Origin of the sequence: Stenotrophomonas sp. YIM B13575, assembly GCF_042787595.1 — a bacterium.
Lineage (GTDB): Bacteria > Pseudomonadota > Gammaproteobacteria > Xanthomonadales > Xanthomonadaceae > Stenotrophomonas > Stenotrophomonas lactitubi_B.
This window is the reverse complement of record NZ_JBHZOP010000133.1, coordinates 1-14,233: the sequence shown is the minus strand read 5'-3', so window position 1 is coordinate 14,233 and position 14,233 is coordinate 1. Positions and strand designations below refer to the sequence as shown.

General features: G+C 66.7%; 14 protein-coding genes. 7 read left to right on the top strand and 7 right to left on the bottom strand.

The window, feature by feature from the left end:
- Window positions 1-178: 178 nt before the first annotated feature.
- Together ACFX4F_RS18305 and ACFX4F_RS18300 are read left to right on the top strand one after the other, a co-directional pair.
- The gene (locus ACFX4F_RS18305; protein ID WP_099819146.1) at window positions 179-682 is read left to right on the top strand and encodes a hypothetical protein; all 504 of its coding nucleotides are present in this window, start codon (window positions 179-181) and stop codon (window positions 680-682) included.
- Between the two features lie 46 nt (window positions 683-728).
- Window positions 729-1,772 carry a suppressor of fused domain protein gene (locus tag ACFX4F_RS18300; RefSeq protein WP_380657655.1) on the top strand — a complete coding sequence of 348 codons (1,044 nt, stop codon included), beginning with the start codon at window positions 729-731 and terminating at the stop codon, window positions 1,770-1,772.
- 119 nt (window positions 1,773-1,891) lie between these two features.
- On the opposite strand, the gene ACFX4F_RS18295 is transcribed toward ACFX4F_RS18300, so the two are convergent.
- The 5 genes from ACFX4F_RS18295 to ACFX4F_RS18275 all read right to left on the bottom strand — a co-directional run bounded on the left by ACFX4F_RS18295 (window position 1,892) and on the right by ACFX4F_RS18275 (window position 7,230).
- Window positions 1,892-2,503, bottom strand: a complete 612-nt coding sequence (locus ACFX4F_RS18295) for a glutathione S-transferase N-terminal domain-containing protein (protein ID WP_099819148.1) — start codon at window positions 2,501-2,503, stop codon at window positions 1,892-1,894.
- A 71-nt stretch (window positions 2,504-2,574) separates the two neighbouring features.
- Window positions 2,575-3,033, bottom strand: coding sequence for a cell wall hydrolase (locus ACFX4F_RS18290; protein WP_025878087.1), 459 nt, complete (start codon window positions 3,031-3,033; stop codon window positions 2,575-2,577).
- A 299-nt stretch (window positions 3,034-3,332) separates the two neighbouring features.
- Window positions 3,333-5,363 carry an FAD-dependent oxidoreductase gene (locus ACFX4F_RS18285; protein WP_380657652.1) on the bottom strand — a complete coding sequence of 677 codons (2,031 nt, stop codon included), beginning with the start codon at window positions 5,361-5,363 and terminating at the stop codon, window positions 3,333-3,335.
- 100 nt (window positions 5,364-5,463) lie between these two features.
- Complete coding sequence (locus tag ACFX4F_RS18280; RefSeq protein WP_089239033.1) at window positions 5,464-6,105, bottom strand: YitT family protein; 642 nt, start codon at window positions 6,103-6,105, stop codon at window positions 5,464-5,466.
- Window positions 6,106-6,210: 105 nt separating this feature from the next.
- Window positions 6,211-7,230: a zinc-binding alcohol dehydrogenase family protein gene (locus tag ACFX4F_RS18275; RefSeq protein WP_380657650.1), complete on the bottom strand. Its 1,020-nt coding sequence runs from the start codon at window positions 7,228-7,230 to the stop codon at window positions 6,211-6,213.
- Window positions 7,231-7,589: 359 nt separating this feature from the next.
- Between ACFX4F_RS18275 and ACFX4F_RS18270 the strand changes: the two genes are divergently transcribed.
- The 4 genes from ACFX4F_RS18270 (at window position 7,590) to ACFX4F_RS18255 (ending at window position 10,656) form a co-directional block, all read left to right on the top strand.
- Complete coding sequence (locus tag ACFX4F_RS18270; protein ID WP_099819151.1) at window positions 7,590-8,681, top strand: OmpA family protein; 1,092 nt, start codon at window positions 7,590-7,592, stop codon at window positions 8,679-8,681.
- A gap of 217 nt (window positions 8,682-8,898) precedes the next feature.
- Window positions 8,899-9,405, top strand: a complete 507-nt coding sequence (locus tag ACFX4F_RS18265) for a hypothetical protein (protein ID WP_049467667.1) — start codon at window positions 8,899-8,901, stop codon at window positions 9,403-9,405.
- A gap of 20 nt (window positions 9,406-9,425) precedes the next feature.
- Complete coding sequence (locus ACFX4F_RS18260; protein WP_181393101.1) at window positions 9,426-10,235, top strand: pseudouridine synthase; 810 nt, start codon at window positions 9,426-9,428, stop codon at window positions 10,233-10,235.
- Window positions 10,236-10,320: 85 nt separating this feature from the next.
- Window positions 10,321-10,656, top strand: a complete 336-nt coding sequence (locus tag ACFX4F_RS18255; protein ID WP_380657647.1) for a hypothetical protein — start codon at window positions 10,321-10,323, stop codon at window positions 10,654-10,656.
- A 119-nt stretch (window positions 10,657-10,775) separates the two neighbouring features.
- Here ACFX4F_RS18255 and kbl read toward each other — a convergent pair whose 3' ends face one another.
- Complete coding sequence (gene kbl, locus ACFX4F_RS18250) at window positions 10,776-11,981, bottom strand: glycine C-acetyltransferase (RefSeq protein ID WP_265955217.1); 1,206 nt, start codon at window positions 11,979-11,981, stop codon at window positions 10,776-10,778.
- A 210-nt stretch (window positions 11,982-12,191) separates the two neighbouring features.
- Between kbl and ACFX4F_RS18245 the strand changes: the two genes are divergently transcribed.
- Entirely contained in the window at window positions 12,192-12,884 is a 693-nt protein-coding gene (locus tag ACFX4F_RS18245; RefSeq protein WP_089239045.1) for a TorF family putative porin, read from the top strand.
- Between the two features lie 122 nt (window positions 12,885-13,006).
- Here the strand turns inward: ACFX4F_RS18245 and tdh are convergent, their stop codons facing one another.
- A complete protein-coding gene (gene tdh / locus ACFX4F_RS18240; RefSeq protein ID WP_099819385.1) occupies window positions 13,007-14,029 on the bottom strand; it encodes an L-threonine 3-dehydrogenase in 1,023 nt (340 codons plus the stop codon).
- Window positions 14,030-14,233 lie beyond the last annotated feature (204 nt).

Sequence of the window (14,233 nt, the reverse complement as noted above, 5' to 3'; positions counted from 1 at the left end):
GCCGAGCCCATGCTCGGCTGCCCGGGTCAGGCACACTCAGCCGGGCATGGGCTCGGCGCTACAGAGATCCAGTGGTGCTGCAGCGCAGCTTCCTCGCCGCCACCGGTGCGCTAAGCTCGCCCCGGGGAGCGTGCCCGCAACGGCACGCATGCGTATCGCATCGACGGAAGGGGGAGCTATGGCACTGCTGCATGCCAAGACGGCCGCTGGCCGCCAGGAGATCGAAGACCGTGCCCGGCGCCTGCCGGCGGCACTGCGCTCGATCCTGTTGATGGTGGACGGTCAGCGCGATGAAAGCGAACTGCGCGGCTTGTTCGAAGGACTGCGCGCACCGCAGGATGCGCTGGAGCAATTGGCCGCACTCGGCCTGATCGAAGTGGTCGGCGGCAGGGCCGAGCCTGCCCCGCAGCGCGGACTCTGCAGCGGCCGCGAGCAGGATCCGGCGCTGTACCAGCACCTGTACGACGCGATGAGCGATGCCGTGCGCCGCCATCTCGGCCTGAAAGGCTACTTCATGCAGTTGAAGATCGAGCGCTGCACCGACGCAGTCACCCTGGAGCGGCTGTGCCCGGAAATGATCACCGCGATCGGCAAGGCGCGCAGCCCGGCGCTGGCCCAGCGCTGGTGGCAGGAGGTCCAGGTGTCGCTGGCAGCGGTCACCGCCGAGGTCGTGCCCGGCTGACGCACGGGGTAAAGTGGTCCGCTCTTTTTCTGCCCAGGAGCCCCGCATGCAGGACGACACCGACACCCCCGGTTGGGATGCGATCAATGCCGCGCTGGCGCCGCTGTACGCCGGCCAGGAACCGCGTCACTTCGGTACCGCGCTGCCGTACACGCTGGGTGGCCAGGATCCGCTCGACGGCATCAGCGTGTACTGGGTGCAAGCACCAGTTCCGCATTGGCATTACGTCACCTACGGTCTGTCCGAACTGTATGCAAAAGAGAGCAGCGATGCGGCCACCAGTGGCTACGGCTTCGAGCTGACGTTCCGCCTGGCGGCGGACAAGGGCGAGCATGCGGAGAGCACGCCGCCGGCGTGGCCGATGAACCTGCTGCAGAATCTGGCGCGCTATGTGTTCAGCAGCGGCAATGTGTTCGAGGATGGGCATCACCTCAACGCCAACGGCCCGATCGCGCTGGAGACCGACACCCGTCTTTGCCATCTGGCGTTCGTCGCCGATCCGCAGCTGCCCGCGCGCGATACCGCCAATGGACAGCTGCAGTTCCTGCAGGTGGTCGGGCTGACCGACGGGGAAATGGACGCGATCAAGCGCTGGTCCACGCGCGGCGTGCTGCAGGTGCTTGAGGAAGCGATGCCGCTGTGGATCACCGACCTGCATCGCGGCAACCTGCTGGACGATCCGGCGCTGGCCGCGCGGGTGCAGGCCGGCAGCGAGCGTGAGGGATCCAGTACCGGCATGTTGTTCATCGAGACGCTGGACTGGCGGCAGACGGCGGGCATCACCACGCTGGTGCTGGGGGCAGGGCAGGGCGGCAGCGTGGGTGAGCTGCTGCCACTGCGCCTGCGCCACGGCAAGGCACTGACGCTGGTCAGCCGCGAACGGCAATGGGAGTTCATGCCTGCCACCGATGGCGCCGCCACGGTGGAGAGCGACAACGTGCGCTGGGCCCTGGACGACGCGGCGTTGCAGGCCTGGCATCAGGTGAGGCCGCAGCGCGGAACCTACACGGTGTCGAGCACGTTGCAGGTTGAGGTGGTGCCGACGTTCCTGCGCGATGCGAAGGGCGAAGTGATCCGCGAAATCGGCTGATCGCGCCGATGGAGCCGATGGGGTCAGAGCCGCCTGCTGCGCAGATGGATCCGACCCCGCCTCCCGGACCGTTGGGGTCGGAGCCGTTCGCGATGCGAACCGGTCCGACCCCGGTTACATCAGGCCAGGCCTTCGGCCTTCAGGGCTGCCTGCACGCCCGCATCGGCGTCCATGCGCGCCTTGTAGGCGGCCAGGTTGTCCAGGCCCGACAGGTCGACCTTGGTGCCGGCCGCCCAGCGCAGGGTGATGTAGAAGTAGGGATCGGCGAAGCTGCGGAAGCCTGCCAGCCACGGCTTGTCGGCCAGCTGCTTGTCGGCGGTCTCGAACAGCGCGCGCAGGCGCTTGTGTGCAGCGGCGCGGATCGCGTCGTACTGCCCTTCGTCGGCGATGAACTTGCCTGGCGAGAACAGCGGCGAGAACGCCGGGTGCACGTCGGAGTTGACGAAGGCCAGCCAGCGGGTGGCTTCAGCGCGCTGGCGCGGGCTGCCATCGCCGCCGAGACCGGCCTGCGGGTAGCTGTCGGCGATGTAGCCCATGATCGCCGCGTTCTGCAGCAGCACGAAGTCGCCATCGACGAGCGCCGGCACGGCGCCGGCCGGATTGATCTTGAGGAATTCCGGACCCTTCAGGGTGTCCTTGTTCAGCAGTTCGACCTCGAACGGCTGGCCGGTCCACTGCAGGGCGATGTGGTCGGCGGTGGAACAGGCACCGGGCTTGCTGTACAGCTTCATGGGAACTCCAGGCGGGGTGTGGCGGGAATCCACCACTATCCCAGAGCCCACCGGCGTGCGGCAACGGATCGTTACGACTGCCGGGGCTTGAGGTTCTGCACCTTGTAGAAGGTGTGATCGCCGATGGTGGCCACCTGGTAGGCATTGCGCCAGTTCGGGCTGGCAATGGCCAGCGCAGCGAAGTGGCTGGCACCGGGCACGATCTCGCGGCGCTCGCCGGCCGGCAGTGCCCAGTTGCGCTCGGCGTCGAAGGCGACGTCCATCGCTTCACTCCACGCGGCATCGTTGCCCAGCTGGGTGCCGGGGGAGACGATGGTGGGGGCGAACTGCTTGCGCGCGGTCACCACCTGGCACATCGAGTCGCCCCAGAGGCCGCTGTCGAGACGACGCAGGGCGACCTCGGCCACGGCCTGCTGGCCGCGCAGGGTCTGGTCGCGGGCTTCCAGGTAGACGGTGGTGCTCAAACACAATGAATCAGCGGCCGGCTGCGGCAACAACTGCGACAGCCAGAGAATCCAGGCCAGTTTCATATAACTCCTTGCTCCGTGTGGGACGCACCTGGCGGTTCCGGCAGCGCAGGCTGCTGGAGGCGGGGTACGACTTGGCGTCATGGGGAGGCGGCCATCGGGGCTGCCCCGTGGGCGGCCCCAAGAACACGATCGTGGATCGATCGGCGGGGTCCGCACCGGCTCACCGGAAACTGGCTGGTGAGCGGAAAGATGGCGCAAGGTAGGGGGGGATTGCCGAACGCATCCTGAATCGTCCGGCTTGACATTCAGCTTGGGGGCCGGTGACGGAAATCACATTCCGGCCCCCATTCAGGTGTTGATCAGAGCGCGGCGGCGACCCGGCTGCCCTGATCGATGGCGCGTTTTGCATCGAGTTCGGCGGCCACATCGGCGCCGCCGATCAGCTGTGCGGCGATGCCGGCTGCCTGCAGTTCGACCTGCAGCGCGCGCTGCGGTTCCTGCCCGGCACAGATCACCACGTGGTCGACCGACAGCAGTTGTTCGCTGCCATCGACGCGGATGCGCAGGCCTGCATCGTCCACGCCCAGGTACTCGACACCACCCAGCATGCGCACGCCCTTGGCCTTCAGCGTGGCGCGGTGGATCCAGCCGGTGGTCTTGCCCAGGCGCGCACCGGGCTTGCCGGCGCTGCGCTGCAGCAGCCACAGCCTGCGCGGCGATGCCTCCACGGCGGGTCGGGCCAGTGCGCCGCGGGCCTCGAAGGTGGCATCCACGCCCCATTCGGCCATCCAGCGCTGCGGGTCCAGCGACGGCGAAGGGCCGTCGTGGGCAAGGAACTCGCCGACATCGAAGCCGATGCCGCCGGCGCCGATGATGGCGGCGCTGGCACCGACCTCGACCCGGCCCAGCAGCACGTCCAGGTAGTTGACCACCTTGGCGTGGTCGGCACCGGGGAAGTCGACCTTGCGCGGCACGATGCCGGTGGCCAGCACGACCTCGTCGAAACCGGCCAGGCTGGCCGCGTCGGCACGGGTGCCCAGGCGCAGCTGCACGCCGGTCTCGGCCAGCTTGTGGCGGAAGTAGCGCAGGGTCTCGTGGAATTCTTCCTTGCCGGGAATGCGCTTGGCCACGTTGAACTGGCCACCGATCTCCTCGCTGGCGTCGAACAGGGTGACCTGGTGGCCGCGTTCGGCAGCGACCGTGGCGCAGGCCAGGCCGGCCGGACCGGCGCCGACCACGGCCACCCGCTTCGGTGCGGTGGTCGGGGTATAGACCAGCTCGGTCTCGTGGGCAGCGCGCGGGTTGACCAGGCAACTGGCCAGCTTGTTCTCGAACACGTGGTCCAGGCAGGCCTGGTTGCAGGCGATGCACGTATTGATCGCCTCGGCACGGCCGGCGCGGGCCTTGTTCGGCCACTGCGGATCGGCCAGCAGCGGACGCGCCAGCGACACCATGTCGGCCCCACCCTCGGCGAGGATGCGTTCGGCCACCTCGGGCATGTTGATGCGGTTGGTCGCCACCAGCGGCAACGTCACGTGCGGCTTGAGCTTGGCGGTGACTGCGGCGAACGCGCCACGCGGTACCGACGTGGCAATGGTCGGAATGCGCGCTTCATGCCAGCCGATGCCGGAATTGAGGATCGTCGCTCCGGCGGCCTCGATGGCCTGGGCCTGCTGCACGATCTCTTCCCAGTTGCTGCCGTCTTCAACCAGGTCTACCAGCGACAGGCGGTAGATGATGATGAAATCCGGGCCGCAGGCTTCGCGGATGCGACGCACGATCTCCACCGCGAAGCGCATGCGCTGTGCGGCATCACCGCCCCACCGGTCGTTGCGCTTGTTGGTGCGCGGGGCGATGAACTCGTTGATGAGGTAGCCCTCCGAGCCCATCACTTCCACGCCGTCGTAGCCGGCCTCGCGGGCCAGCTTCGCGCTGCGTGCGTAGTCGGCGATGTGCCGTTCGACACCACTGGCCGACAAGGCGCGCGGGGTGAACGGATTGATCGGCGCCTTCAGCTTCGACGGCGCCACCGACAGCGGGTGATAGGCATAGCGCCCGGCATGCAGCAGCTGCAGGCAGATCTTCGCGCCGTGCTGGTGCGCGGCGGCGGTCAGCTGCCGATGCGGGCGCACTTCCCAGGGCCAGGACAGCTTGCCGCCGAACGGCTTGAGCCAGCCCACCACGTTCGGTGCGAAGCCGCCGGTGACGATCAGGCCGACACCGCCTTCGGCACGCTCGGCGAAGTAGGCGGCCAGGCGCGGGAAGTCGCGTGCGCGGTCTTCCAGGCCGGTGTGCATCGAGCCCATCAGCACCCGGTTGCGCAGCTGGGTGAAGCCCAGGTCCAGCGGGGCGAACAGGTGGGGATAGGCGCTTTCGTTGGCTGGCGACATGTCGATACGCTTGCGTACGGAAGCGCGAAGGGTGCCGCGAAACGGCGCCGGGGGCAAGGGCTGGCAGATGGGTAGCGCCGGTCCCTGCCCGGCGACGCGACTACCCGTGGCCGCGCTGCGCGCTCGCCGGGCGTGGCCCGGCGCTACCGACCGCCGGCCGGCCGATCCCGAACCAGCCGAGGGTGATCCCGCACAGCGGCCCGATCAGCAGGGCGAAGGCGAGCGTGCCGACGCCGACGTTGCCACCCAGCCACCAGCCCAGCAGCAGCACGCTGCCTTCAATCAGGCTCCGCACCTTCCAGATCGGCCAGCCGGTGCGCGCGTGCAGGCCGGTCATCAGGCCATCGCGCGGCCCGGGGCCCAGCTTCGCGCCGATGTACAGGCCGGTGGCCAGCGCCACCAGCAGCATGCCGGCGCAGAACATCGCCACCTGCCAGCCGAGGCCGACGGCCGGGGGCAGCAGCCACAGCCCGAACTGGGCCGAGGGGCCGATCAGCATCACGTTGAGCACGGTGCCGACGCCGGGCTTCTGTCGCAGCGGCCACCACAGCAGCAGTACCAGCGCGCCGATCACGTTGGTGGCCAGGCCGAACGACAACGGGGTCTGTGCCGCAATGCCCTGCGACAGCACATCCCACGGCGCGACACCGATCGCGGCGCGGATCATCAACGAGGCGCCGAAGCCATAGAGGAACAGGCCGATGATCAGTTGCAGCAGGCGCAGGGGCAGGGCGGTGGGCATGACAGGCTCAGGGCAGGGGAATCTGTTTCCACCCTATCCCCGAAATGGGCTGTTCAATAGATACAGATGTCGGCCAATCCACCGCGACAGGCTGGGGATCGTGAATCAGTCGTCCCAGCCGGCCAGCGCCAGCTTGCCGATGGTGCGGCCGCTGGCCAGGCGCTGGTGGGCGGCTTCCAGGTTGGCTGCATTGATCGGCCCCAGCACTTCGCTCAGCGTGCCGCGCAACTGGCCTGCATCGATCATGCTGGCGGCGCGGTTGAGGATGCGGTGCTGCTCGATGCGGTCGGCGGTGGCAAAGCGCGCACGGGCGAACATGAATTCCCAATGGATGCCGATGCACTTGGCTTTGTAGGGATCGCCGATGCGCAGCGGGCCGCGCGGTTCGACGATCAGGCCGACATGTCCCTGTGGTGCCAGCAGCTCGCCCAGTTCGTCCCAGTAGTGATCGGTATCGGCCAGGTTCAGTGCCACCTGCACGTGGTCGATGCCGAGCGCCTGCAGCTGCGGCAGCAGGGGCTGGCGATGGTCGATGACATGCTGGGCGCCCATCCGCCGGCACCAGTCGATCGAGGCTTCACGCGAGGCGGTGGCAATCACCTCGAATCCTGCGTGGTGGGCCAGCTGGATCGCCATCGAGCCGACGCCGCCGGCACCACCGATCACCAACAGGCGCTGGCCGGCGTGGCGGCGGTCATCAAGCTGCAGGGGCATGCGCTGGAACAGCAGTTCCCAGGCGGTCAGGGTGGTCAGCGGCAGCGCGGCCGCTTCGGCGAAGTCGAGGGTGGTCGGTTTGCGCGCCACCAGTCGCTCATCCACCAGCTGATACTGCGCATTGCAGCCAGGGCGGGTGACATCTCCGGCGTAGTAGACCTCGTCACCGGAGGCGAACAGGCTGGCCTCCTCGCCCATGGCTTCGACCACGCCAGCGGCGTCCCAGCCGAGAATGCGCGGAGTGTCCAGCGACGCGGCTGACGTACCTGCACGCAGCTTGCCATCCACGGGATTGACGGAAAGTGCTTCGACTCGGATCAAAAGATCACGGCCCTGCGGCGGCTGCGGTGGTGGCAGCACCAGATCGCGCAGGGCAGGGGCGGATTCACGGCACAGGGCGACGGCTTTCATTGCGGCTCCAGCTCGGTTCCTGTCTGCATCATAAGGTTCCTCACCTCGATGGGCGCGCGCTGAACCGCTTTCCGATAAAGCAGAGCCAAAACTGTCGCATCTGGCCCTTAAATCCTTCCAAACCCTTGTGGTATGTGGGTCTTGCGGATTTTCATCATCCTGTATAGGGTTTCAACGTCGGGCCGGTAGCCGGTCGTGCACGACGCTTCACATGTTACGGGACTGTTAACATGACCTTCACCCGCCTGAGCATAATGTTCGCGGCGGTGGCGTGCTGAATCGGCTGTCTGAACATCGACGCAGTAGTGCTGGCCCATGCCTCTACCGGTTTCATACCCCCGAAATAGGAGCTGTACTCAATGAACAAGAAGATCCTTACTGCCGCGCTGCTGGGCGGTCTGGCTTTCGCCCAGGCTGCGTCGGCGCAGGAGTTCGATGACCGCTGGTACCTGACCGGTTCGGCCGGCTTCAACTTCCAGGATAACGACCGTCTGACCAACGACGCTCCGTTCGTGACCCTGGGTCTGGGCAAGTTCATCAGCCCGAACTGGTCGCTGGATGGTGAGCTGAACTATCAGAACCCGAACTTCGACGCCAACCAGGATCAGAACTGGTCGCAGTACGGCGTGTCGTTCGATCTGCGTCGCCACTTCATCAAGGAAGGCCGCGGCTGGAACCCCTACATCGTGGGCGGCCTGGGCTACCAGAAGTCGGAAGAAGAGTATCCGGCTCTGAACAACAATGGTCCGCGTGAGCGCAAGGACGGCAACCTGGCTGCCAAGCTGGGCGTCGGCCTGCAGACCACCTTCGACAAGCGCGTTGCTGTCCGCGCCGAAGTGGCCTACCGCGCTGACTTCGACGACCAGAGCATCGCCGCGCGCGACGAAAGCTGGTTCGGCGACGTGCTGGCTTCGGTCGGCGTCGTGATCCCGCTGGGCCCGGCCCCGGTGGCTGCTGCTCCGGCTCCGGCTCCGGTTGCCCCGAGCTGCGCCGACCTGGATGACGACGGTGACGGCGTCAACAACTGCGACGACAAGTGCCCGAACTCGCAGCCGGGTCAGACCATCGGTCCGGACGGTTGCCCGGTGCCGGTCTCGATCGACCTGAAGGGCGTGAACTTCGACTTCGACAAGTCGAACCTGCGTCCGGACGCTGTGGCCATCCTGAGCGAAGCCACCGAGATCCTGAAGCGTTACCCGGATCTGCGCGTTGAAGTCGCCGGTCACACCGACTCGAAGGGTACCGACGCTTACAACCAGAAGCTGTCGGAGCGCCGCGCCACCGCGGTGTACAACTACCTGACCAAGAACGGCGTCGACGCTGGCCGTCTGGCCGGTCCGATCGGCTACGGCGAGAGCCGTCCGATTGCGCCGAACACCAACCCGGATGGTTCGGACAATCCGGAAGGTCGCGCCAAGAACCGTCGTACCGAGCTGAACGTCCAGAACTAAGTTCTGACGCTCTGCCAGTAAGACACAGCAGGACCCGGCTTCGGCCGGGTCTTGTTGTTTGTGCGGCCCGGAATGATGAATCAGCGTTTCAGTGGCGACCGTTCGTCGGCGATTTGCCCATGAAACCAATGAGTTGCCGTATTCATTGAAAGTGGCGCTTGAAAGATGACGCGGCATTGCTAAACTCGCCGCGTCACTTCCTTTCGTGGATGCCCTCATGCTGCGCTCTGCATCGGCTGCCGTTCTGGCGCTGGCCCTGGTTCCTGCTGCTCACGCTGCGGTCGATTGCTCGGTCAACACCAGCGCTTCGCCGCTGCCGTTGCCGGCCACGGCCGTCGCCCCGGTGGCCGACGAGCTGTACATCCGCAGCAGCCAGCTGGGCATGGCCAGCGGCGTGCTGGGCAGCAGCTACGATCCGTCCCAGTCGCTGGACCAGGTGCTGCAGCGGTTGCGCATCGATGGCTGCCAGAACATCGCCAAGGCGATTCCGAGTGCGCCGGCGGTGAAGCCGAATGATCCGGCCGCGTACAAGCCGCAGACCGAGTTCGACAACACGCCGTGGCGCTTCGACATGAGCCAGAACGGCAAGCGCATGACCGCCGAAGAGTTCGACGCCTGGATGAAGGCGCGCGGCGTGCGTGTGGTCAAGGCGCGTCCGGTTCCGGCAGCCACCCCGGCCGCAGCCGAAGTACCGGCTGAGACCAAGCCGGTCGACAAGAAGTAAGCGCGGCGGGGAGCAGAGGCTTGCGCACGCGCCGCCCACCTGCTGCCCCCGCTGCCCGCTCCCACGCTGCGCGTGGGCGTGCGAATCCTGCTGCGGTTTCCGCTGGTGTGCGCCATGGCCTGGCGCGCGTGCTGTCCAAGGCCGGCGTGTGCTCGCGCAGCGAGGCCGCGCGCTGGATCGCCGATGGCCGCGTTCGTGTCGCCGGGCGCATCGTCCGTGATCCGGAATTCCCGATTGCCAGCCCGGCGCCGCCGATCGAGGTCGACGGCCAGCCGATGGGCGCACCACAACGCCTGTACCTGATGCTCAACAAGCCGCGCGGGGTGGTCACCACCGTGCAGGACGAGCGTGGCCGCGACACCGTGTACCGCTGCTTCGATGGCGCCGGCCTGCCGTGGATCGCGCCGGTCGGTCGCCTGGACAAGGCCAGTGAAGGCCTGTTGCTGTTCAGCAACGATCCGCAGTGGGCCGCGCGTCTGACCGATCCGGAGACCGGCCCGCAGAAGACCTACCACGTGCAGGTCGATCGCCTGCCCGATGACGACACCCTGGCCGCGCTGCGCGCCGGTGTCGAAGACGAGGGGGAATTCCTCCTCGCCCTGGCCGTGCGCGTGCTGCGCAGCGGCGACAAGACCGCCTGGTTGGAGGTGGTCCTCGACGAGGGCCGCAACCGCCATATCCGTCGCCTGCTGGCGGCCTTCGACCTGCAGGTGCTGCGCCTGGTCCGGGTTGCGATCGGAGAGCTCACGCTCGGCGATCTCGGCAAGGGCCAGTGGCGGGCGCTGGAGGTCAGCGACCAGCAGCGGCTGGGGGCCGCTGCACCGGGCTGAGTGATGCCCACGGCCGGCAGTTGCCGGCCACCGTTCCAGGCGTAGGGGGCGCCTGGTAGTCGAATGTCCAGAACGGAGCCTGCCCATGTATCACCCGACCCTCAAGCAAACCCTGCGCGGCGCCAGCCTGTTGTTGCCGATCGTGCTGTTGGCAGCCTGCGGCGGCCACAAGAAGACAGCCAAGGCCGATCGCCCGGCCGAGACCCCGGTGGTTGAAGTGAAGACCCCGGAACTGGATGGCCGCGGCAGCTATCGCTTCATGATGAGCAACGGCGACCAGAAGATGACCGCCGACCAGTTCGATGCCTGGATGAAGGCCAATGGCATCCGCGTGGCCAAGGGCAATGGGCAGGATGCTGCTGCCAAGCCGGTGGTGGTTGCCAGCAAGGACGAGCCCAAGGACAAAAAGAAAAAGAAATGACGCGCGTCGCGCGTCATTTCGGTAGCGCCGGGCCGTGCCCGGCGAGCGCATGGCGCGGCTATCGGGAAACCGCCGGGCATGGCCCGGCGCTACCCGTGGGGATCCGACCCCGCCGCTGATCAGCCCTTGATCACGCCCAGCTCGACGCCGATGCGGGTGAACGCATCGATCGCGCGGTCCAGATGCTCGCGGCTGTGCGCGGCGCTGATCTGGGTGCGGATGCGCGCCTGGCCCTTGGGCACGACCGGGAAGAAGAAGCCGATCGCGTAGATGCCTTCTTCCAGCAGGCGCTCGGCGAACTTCTGTGCCAGCGGTGCGTCGTACAGCATCACCGGGCTGATCGGATGCACGCCGGGCTTCACGTCGAAGCCGGCAGCGGTCATCTTCTCGCGGAAGTAGGTGGTGTTCTCGGCCAGGGTGCTGCGCAGGTCATCGGCTGCGGCCAGCATCTCGAAGGCCTTGATGCCGGCGGCGACCACGTGCGGCGGCAGCGAGTTGGAGAACAGGTACGGGCGTGAGCGCTGGCGCAGCAGCTCGATCACTTCGGCGCTGGCGCAGGTGAAGCCACCCAGTGCGCCGCCCATGGCCTTGCCCAGGGTGCCGGTGATGATGTCGATCTTCTCCAGCACGCCCTTGACCTCGGCCGAGCCGCGGCCCGTCGCGCCGAGGAAGCCGGTAGCATGGCATTCGTCGATGTGCACCAGCGCGTTGTACTTCTTCGCCAGTGCGGTGATTTCGTCCAGCGGCGCGATGAAGCCGTCCATCGAGAACACGCCGTCGGTGGTGATCAGCTTGGTCTTGCAGCCAGCCGCATCGGCGGCCTGCAGCTGCGCCTCCAGGTCGGCCATGTCGCAGTTGGCGTAGCGGAAGCGCTTGGCCTTGCACAGGCGCACCCCGTCGATGATCGAAGCATGGTTCAGCGCATCGGAGATGATCGCGTCGTTCTCGCCGAGCAGCGGCTCGAACAGGCCGCCGTTGGCGTCGAAGCAGGCCGCGTACAGGATGGTGTCCTGCTTGCCGAAGAAATCGGCGATCTGCTTTTCCAGCTGCTTGTGCAGGTCCTGGGTGCCGCAGATGAAGCGCACCGAGGCCATGCCGAAACCATGGCTGTCCAGCGCGTCCTTCGCGGCCTGGATCAGGTCCGGATGGTCGGCCAGGCCAAGGTAGTTGTTGGCGCAGAAATTCAGCACCGTGCGGCCGTCTTCGAGGGTGATCTCGGCGGACTGCGGGCTGGTGATGATGCGCTCGGACTTGAACAGGCCCTGGGCGCGGATGGCGTCCAGTTCCTCAGCATAGTGGCGGGTCAGGGCGGAGGAGTCGGTCATGGCGTGGGCACGGCTCAGCACGGGAAACCGCTGATTCTACCGGGCATCGACGGTTGCGGACCGGGCCGGAGGGGGCCCCGCCATGGACGGCACATGTTGCATCGCAATAGCAAACGGGTTAAAAATTCGTGAACCGGGCCTGTTTGGCTCCGGTCGCTGCGCCCGCTGCAGATCCCGCCTTCCACGCCACCGACCCCACCGGAGACGCCCATGAAGCACGCCCGTGCCTGCCTCGCCATTGCCGCCGCCCTGACCCTCGCGCCGTTCGCCGCCAGCGCCCAGGACAACGAATCTCCGTACAGCTGGAACGTCACCGCCGTCTCGGACTACCTGTTCCGTGGTGTGTCGCAGACCGATGAGGATCCGACCCTGCAGGCCGGCTTCACCTACACCAGCCCGGTCGGCCTGTATGCAGGCGTCTGGGGCTCGGGCGTCGACTTCGGCGCAGGCGATCCGAAGACCGAGGTCGACTACCTGATCGGCTACGGCGTGGACGTGACCGAGCGCGTCAACTTCGACGTGCTGTTGAACCGTTACACCTACCTCAAGTCCAGCCACCAGAACTACAACGAGCTGATCACCACCACCACGCTGGACGACACCTACAAGCTGACGGTGGCCTACAGCAACGATGTGTGGAACAGCAGCACCGATGGCTGGTACTTCGGCCTGGGTGGCAGCTGGGGCCTGCCGAAGGAGTTCACGCTCAATGCCAACGTCGGCCGCAGCACCTTCGAGGACGGCATCGCCAAGGACTACACCGACTGGAACGTCGGCGTCGCCCGCCAGTTCGGCCTGTTCAATGTCGGCCTGGGCTACTACGGCACCGACGGCAACGGCCGCGACAACTCCGGCAAGTTGGCGCACAGCCGGGTGATGCTGAGCGTGGCCGTCGGAAAGTAACGCCGCAGGCGTTACCGGTAGTGCCGGCCGCTGGCCGGCAACACTAAAGAAAAAGGCGCCCAATGGGCGCCTTTTTCAATTCCGGCGACGCCGGGCATGGCCCGGCGCTACCGTGGGCCGGATCAATTCCAGCTCAAAACAACCTTGCCTGCCTTGCCTTCTTCCATCAGGTCGAAGCCCTTCTGGAAGTCGTCGATCGGCAGCTGGTGGGTCATCACCTTGCCGAGCGGGAAGCCGGACAGCACCAGCTGGGTCATCTTGTACCAGGTCTCGTACATCTTGCGGCCGTAGATGCCCTGCACGGTCAGGCCCTTGAAGATGATCTTGTCCCAGTCGCAGCCGGCGCCCTTGGGCATGATGCCGAGCATGGCGATCTTGCCGCCGTGGTACATGCAGTCGAGCATGTCGTTGAACGCGCGCGGGTTGCCGCTCATTTCCAGGCCCACGTCGAAGCCCTCCATGTGCAGTTCCTTCATCACGTCCTTCAGCGACGTGTTGGCGACGTTGACCACGCGGGTGGCGCCCATGTCGGCGGCCAGCTTCAGGCGGAAATCGTTGACGTCGGTCACCACCACGTTGCGCGCACCGATGTGCTTGCAGATGCCGGCGGCGATGATGCCGATCGGGCCGGCGCCGGTGATCAGCACGTCTTCGCCGATGACGTTGAATTCCAGCGCGCAATGCGCGGCATTGCCGTACGGGTCGAAGAAGGCGGCCAGTTCGGACGGGATCTGGTCGGGGATCGGCCACAGGTTGCTGGCCGGCATCACCATGTATTCGGCGAACGCGCCGTTGACGTTGACACCGATGCCGACGGTGTTCGGGCACAGGTGCTGACGACCGCCGCGGCAGTTGCGGCAGTGGCCGCAGACGATGTGGCCTTCGGCCGACACGCGCTGGCCGATCTCGTAGCCGGTCACGCCCGGGCCGATCTCGGCGATGCGGCCGACGAACTCATGGCCGATGGTCAGGCCCGGCTTGATCGTGCGCTGGCTCCATTCGTCCCACAGGTAGATGTGCAGGTCGGTGCCGCAGATCGCGGTCTTTTCCAGCTTGATCAGGACCTGGTTGGGGCCCGGGGTCGGCACCGGAACCTCTTCCATCCAGATGCCCTTGGCCGCTTCGCGCTTGACCAGGGCCTTCATCGTTTGCTGCGCCATCGGGGTGGAACTCATCAGGGGGAAAGCGCGGATTATAGGGCGCCACGCGGATTTCCCATGTTGCGCTGCGGGTGCATTGGTGGAACGAAAGCTGCGCGCAGGCGGGCGTTTCGAACGTTGCCGCTGCGCTCGCCGGGCATGGCCCGGCGCTACCCCGCATGGCGGCTGCCCCGGTAGCGCCGGGCCATG

Bases quoted from the DNA above. Each gene is read 5' to 3' on its own strand.
- ACFX4F_RS18305 (WP_099819146.1), top strand. From the start codon at position 179: ATGGCACTGCTGCATGCCAAGACGGCCGCTGGCCGCCAGGAGATCGAA.
- ACFX4F_RS18300 (WP_380657655.1), top strand. From the start codon at position 729: ATGCAGGACGACACCGACACCCCCGGTTGGGATGCGATCAATGCCGCG.
- ACFX4F_RS18295 (WP_099819148.1), bottom strand. From the start codon at position 2,503: ATGAAGCTGTACAGCAAGCCCGGTGCCTGTTCCACCGCCGACCACATC.
- ACFX4F_RS18290 (WP_025878087.1), bottom strand. From the start codon at position 3,033: ATGAAACTGGCCTGGATTCTCTGGCTGTCGCAGTTGTTGCCGCAGCCG.
- ACFX4F_RS18285 (WP_380657652.1), bottom strand. From the start codon at position 5,363: ATGTCGCCAGCCAACGAAAGCGCCTATCCCCACCTGTTCGCCCCGCTG.
- ACFX4F_RS18280 (WP_089239033.1), bottom strand. From the start codon at position 6,105: ATGCCCACCGCCCTGCCCCTGCGCCTGCTGCAACTGATCATCGGCCTG.
- ACFX4F_RS18275 (WP_380657650.1), bottom strand. From the start codon at position 7,230: ATGAAAGCCGTCGCCCTGTGCCGTGAATCCGCCCCTGCCCTGCGCGAT.
- ACFX4F_RS18270 (WP_099819151.1), top strand. From the start codon at position 7,590: ATGAACAAGAAGATCCTTACTGCCGCGCTGCTGGGCGGTCTGGCTTTC.
- ACFX4F_RS18265 (WP_049467667.1), top strand. From the start codon at position 8,899: ATGCTGCGCTCTGCATCGGCTGCCGTTCTGGCGCTGGCCCTGGTTCCT.
- ACFX4F_RS18255 (WP_380657647.1), top strand. From the start codon at position 10,321: ATGTATCACCCGACCCTCAAGCAAACCCTGCGCGGCGCCAGCCTGTTG.
- kbl (WP_265955217.1), bottom strand. From the start codon at position 11,981: ATGACCGACTCCTCCGCCCTGACCCGCCACTATGCTGAGGAACTGGAC.
- ACFX4F_RS18245 (WP_089239045.1), top strand. From the start codon at position 12,192: ATGAAGCACGCCCGTGCCTGCCTCGCCATTGCCGCCGCCCTGACCCTC.
- tdh (WP_099819385.1), bottom strand. From the start codon at position 14,029: ATGAAGGCCCTGGTCAAGCGCGAAGCGGCCAAGGGCATCTGGATGGAA.